Below are 4158 nucleotides of genomic sequence, written 5' to 3' on the forward strand. Positions count from 1 at the left end.
TTGGTTCCCTCCCTCCCCCATTTCGCCTGCATCTTTGGTCTGGGTTGGCACCCCGCCGGCGCGCGGGCCGCCCGCCCTAATCCCTTCCTCTTTCGAAGTCTCTGGGAGTTGGTCGGGCAGTCGTTTTTTGATTCCGTTAATCGTCATCGGTGCGATACCACATCCGGAGCACGCACCGCCGATGGCGACGGTCACTTCTCCGGTCTCCTCGTCGATGTCTTGTATCTCGAAGAAGCCGCCGTGTTCCTGTATCTGCGGGACGTTATTGCTCAGATAGCTCCGCGTTTCTCGTTCGAGGCTTTCGGCACTCATGCCATGTCCTATGTTGACTTGGAACATATAGGTTGTGTCAGTTATCTCTGTGGTGAGGAGGTAAACGCGAGTAGAACAGCGAAATGTACACTTTTACAGAAATCGAGTGGACCGAACTTACTCACGGAATCATTGGTGCTGGATGATTGTTGGGTTTAGAATGGCAAGGAGAGACAGGTTACTCGGCGACAGTCGTGACGGCAGTGACGACACAGAAACGACACTCGGTAGCCAGACTACTCCCGAAAATCGTTCTAGGTAGAAAATCCAGCGCACATTGCCGTTTCTTCTCGTGATTCCGTTCCCCTATCGAAAGCACTAATCAGCAACAGCACTTCTTACTCGCCGATGAGTCACCAGTTGCCTGACGTCCAGGCCTCTCAGCCGGACGTGACCGTCGGGTTGAGCCAAGTCGGCGTCACAGGCGTCGAGAAGCTCGTCAAGATCGCCCGCGACGGAAAGCGTCCCCTCGTCTTGATGGCGGAGTTCGAAGTCTTCGTCGACCTTCCGGGAGGCCGCAAGGGCATCGACATGAGCCGAAATATGCAGGTCATCGACGAGGTGCTCGAAGCGGCGGTCTCCGAACCCGCCTACCGCGTCGAAGATATGTGCGGCGACGCCGCCGAGCGCCTCCTCGCGAAACACGACTACACGTCGACCGCCAAGGTCAGCATGACCGCTGAACTCGTCGTCCGCGAGGACACCCCCGCGAGCGGTCTCTCCACGCAAAGCACCGCCCAGATCATTGCGAGTGCGACCGCTACCGAGGACGGAACCCGCGAAGAGATCGGCGCAGAAGTCGTCGGAATGACCGTCTGTCCCTGCTCGCAGGGAATGTCCGCCTCCCGCGCCCGCGACGTGCTCCAAGACCTCTCGGTCGACGACGACACCATCGAGGAGTTCCTCGAAAAGGTCCCGCAACCGGGTCACTCCCAGCGCGGCCACGCGACGCTCACCGTCGAAACGGAAGGGTCGCCGGATGTCGACCTGATCGACCTGATCGACATCGCCCGTGATTCGATGTCCGCACGCATCTACAACCTCGCAAAGCGCCCGGACGAAGACCACATGACGTACCACGCCCACGCGAACGCGAAGTTCGTCGAAGACTGCGTCCGGTCGATGGCGGAGATGGCCGTCGATTCGTTCGAGCATCTCGATGACGACGCGGTGGTCCACATGAAACAGTCGAACGACGAATCGATTCACCAGCACAACGCGCACGCAGAGCGCGAAGTGACGCTGGGGCGACTCCGCGACGAACTCGACGTCTAACGTCTCTACGTTTTTCTGCGTTTTTCGGGTTCTATTTCGACGGTGGCAACGCGACAGCGAAGTCGGTGTTACATTGGGAGCGACGTTACAACGGGAGCAGCGTTACAGCGGGAGTGGCATTACAACGGAAGCGGCGTTGCCTCTTCCCAGCGCGGGTCGAACGTCGACCGAAGGTCCGCGGCGAAGTCGGGGTCTTTCAGGTCGATCATCGCAAACGCCTGTCCTGGGTTGAGCGGGTTGTGAACCTCGATACAGACTTCGACGTCGTCGCTGAGGTTGAACACGCCTGTGAGATTCTCCGCCGTCCGAACGTGGAAGTTCGGGAGCTTCGAGAGCCGATTCATGTACCGCCGACCGACGCTCTCGGGAAGACTGTCGACGAGGTCCGGTGACATAAGGAGCGATATCTCGACGCCTCGTTCGAGTGCTGCTTCGAGTTCTTCGACGACGAGGTCGCCGAGCGTGCCGAGGTCGAACTGCGGCGAGGGCGTTCCGGCAACCATGATGAGCGTGTCGTCGGCCGCTGCCAACCGCTCGACGAGCAGGTCCATCGTCTCGTCTGCACCGACGGCGGCCGTCCAGAACTGGTCGTGAACCGGCTCTGCGGCGTCGAGTTCGTCGGTCAACTCCGCGACGACGTTTTCGTACTGCTCTGCTTTCTCTTCTAACTCCTGGTGCTTGCTTTCGAGGAGTCGGTCGAGCGCCGTGTCCGGTTCGACAGCGACGTACTTTTTCGGGCGACTCGCCGCCTGACTCCGGATGAGATGATACTGTTCGAGGCTGTTCAGCACGTCGTAAATCCGACCCATCGGAACGTCGCTCGCACGCGACAATTCTTTCGCCGTCGTCGCACCGGTCCGCAGCAATGCTCGGTACGCACGGGCTTCGTACTCGGACAACCCGAGGTCTCGAAGACTGGTCATGCTCCGTTCGTCTCGTTTCTCCGTTATAAACAAACCGGATGTTTACACCCGGTTGGTGTTGGCATCAATTCTACTTAGGCGTCGGGTGTGACTGAGGAGACCGCCTGCATCAACTCGTCGGGAGTGGTTGCTTCCACTGATGTAGTTCCAGAGCTGACACGGGCAACACCGTCGGTAACATCGGCTTCGGGGACGACCAGTGCCTCGTGGTCGGCAACGCGGAGCGCGGCGCGGTGAAGGTCAGACCAGGCCTCGTCGCCGAGTTCGATGAGAATCGGGTCGCGAAGGAGTCGTGCCGCCGCGGTCCCGTACTCGGCGACCTGCACGCCGATGCGGTCCCACGCGCCGGCGAACGCGCCGATAGTCGTCTCGGCCACGTTTCGATAGGTGTCGTTGTCCGTGAGCGCGGCGAGGTCGAGAAGCGCGTTCGCCATCTCGGCGTTCCCGTCGAGGGGGCGAAGCGGCGACGAGAGAAGCGCCTCGCCGCTCGCAGGGCCGTCGAGGAACGAATCGTCGACGAACAGTTCATCGATGGCTGCGTCTGCAACTGCCGCGGCGAAGTCGAGATAGGACTCGCCTGCGACGGTGCCGTCACCGAGTACCTGCCGGGCGCGGCAGGCCGCGGTGACCACACGCGCATGGTCTTCGAGGAGAAGCGACTCGCCGACGTCGCCGCCTGAGTGGAAGTGCGTCACGACGCCGTCCTCGACGAGGTCTTCGCCGATTCGGTCGAGGGTTCGAGCGGCGAACTCGTGGGCCTGTTCGTGGTCTGTGAGTCCGGTGAGAACCAAGAGGGCGTCCACTGCGAGGGCGTTGCCGCCGGCGTAGACCGTGAGGTCGGTTCGTGGTCCCGGTGCACTCGCACGACCCTCAGCCCCGAGGAGGTAGTAATCGGTTCCCGAAGCGGGACCCATGCTCCCACCGAATCCGGTCCCGGTCCACAGCGACTCCACGAGGAATTCGGCCGTCTCGACGGCGGGGTCACGGTACGCCTCCTCGCCGGTGTACCGATAGCCGTTGGCGAATGCTCGGAGAAGTGCGGCGTTCGACTCCAGCGTCTTCTCGCGATTCGGCTTTGTCCACGCCGCGTCGTCAGCGTAGCGGAAAAAGCCGCCTTCGACGGGGTCGAATAGACCGTCACGAATCGCATCGAGCGTCCGGAGCGCGCGCTGTTGGTCGCGTTTCAGGGCGAACTCGACGGTCCGCGGAAGTGGGAACTTCGCGGCGTCACCCCATCCACCGTGGGATTCGTCGAAGTTGACTTCCAATTGGCCGGCGAGGTGCGCCTCGATTTGCGGCGAGACTTCGCCCGCTGGTGGGAGGTCACCAGCGAGTGCGCGCGGGGTTCGCCCGGCGTCGGACCCCTTCTTTTCCCACACTTCGCGGACGCGGTCGATGACCTGTCGCATCCCCTCCGGACCGATGAACGTCGCACCCGTAATCGGGTGGCCGTCCGGCGCGAGAAACACCGTCGACGGGAACCCGCCCATGTTGTATCGCTCGCGGATGCGCGGGTGGCGGTCCACATCGACCCGAATCGGCACGAACCCGTCGTTGAGGTTCGCGGCGATGCGCGGTCTGTCCCTTATACACACCTGACGCTGCCGACGATCTTACGCCCTTCTACCCCCCTACTTTCCGCCTGTCC

Annotated in this window: 3 protein-coding genes and 1 pseudogene; 1 reads left to right on the top strand and 3 read right to left on the bottom strand. The window is 61.8% G+C overall.

The genetic code is table 11. The annotated features are described in order from the left end of the window. Positions 1–312: NifU family protein (locus QT222_RS05215; RefSeq protein WP_491476532.1), on the bottom strand; the 312-nt coding region annotated here is incomplete at its 3' end. Positions 313–660: 348 nt separating this feature from the next. Here QT222_RS05215 and mptA point away from each other — a divergent pair. Further along, the gene (gene mptA, locus QT222_RS05220; protein ID WP_004059769.1) at positions 661–1587 is read left to right on the top strand and encodes a GTP cyclohydrolase MptA; all 927 of its coding nucleotides are present in this window, start codon (positions 661–663) and stop codon (positions 1585–1587) included. Between the two features lie 119 nt (positions 1588–1706). Here the strand turns inward: mptA and QT222_RS05225 are convergent, their stop codons facing one another. Both QT222_RS05225 and QT222_RS05230 read right to left on the bottom strand, forming a co-directional pair. Further along, on the bottom strand, positions 1707–2510 hold the full coding sequence (locus QT222_RS05225; protein ID WP_491476533.1) for a TrmB family transcriptional regulator: 804 nt from the start codon (positions 2508–2510) through the stop codon (positions 1707–1709). Between the two features lie 74 nt (positions 2511–2584). Continuing rightward, positions 2585–4087 (bottom strand): annotated as a pseudogene (locus QT222_RS05230) (DUF255 domain-containing protein); the annotation flags it as partial. Positions 4088–4158: the final 71 nt, after the last annotated feature.

The sequence above is a fragment of the Haloferax sp. s1 genome (assembly GCF_058382125.1).

What these genes read in the sequence shown, in the direction of transcription:
- QT222_RS05225 (WP_491476533.1), bottom strand. Translation starts at nt 2,510, where the DNA reads ATGACCAGTCTTCGAGACCTCGGGTTGTCCGAGTACGAAGCCCGTGCG.
- mptA (WP_004059769.1), top strand. Translation starts at nt 661, where the DNA reads ATGAGTCACCAGTTGCCTGACGTCCAGGCCTCTCAGCCGGACGTGACC.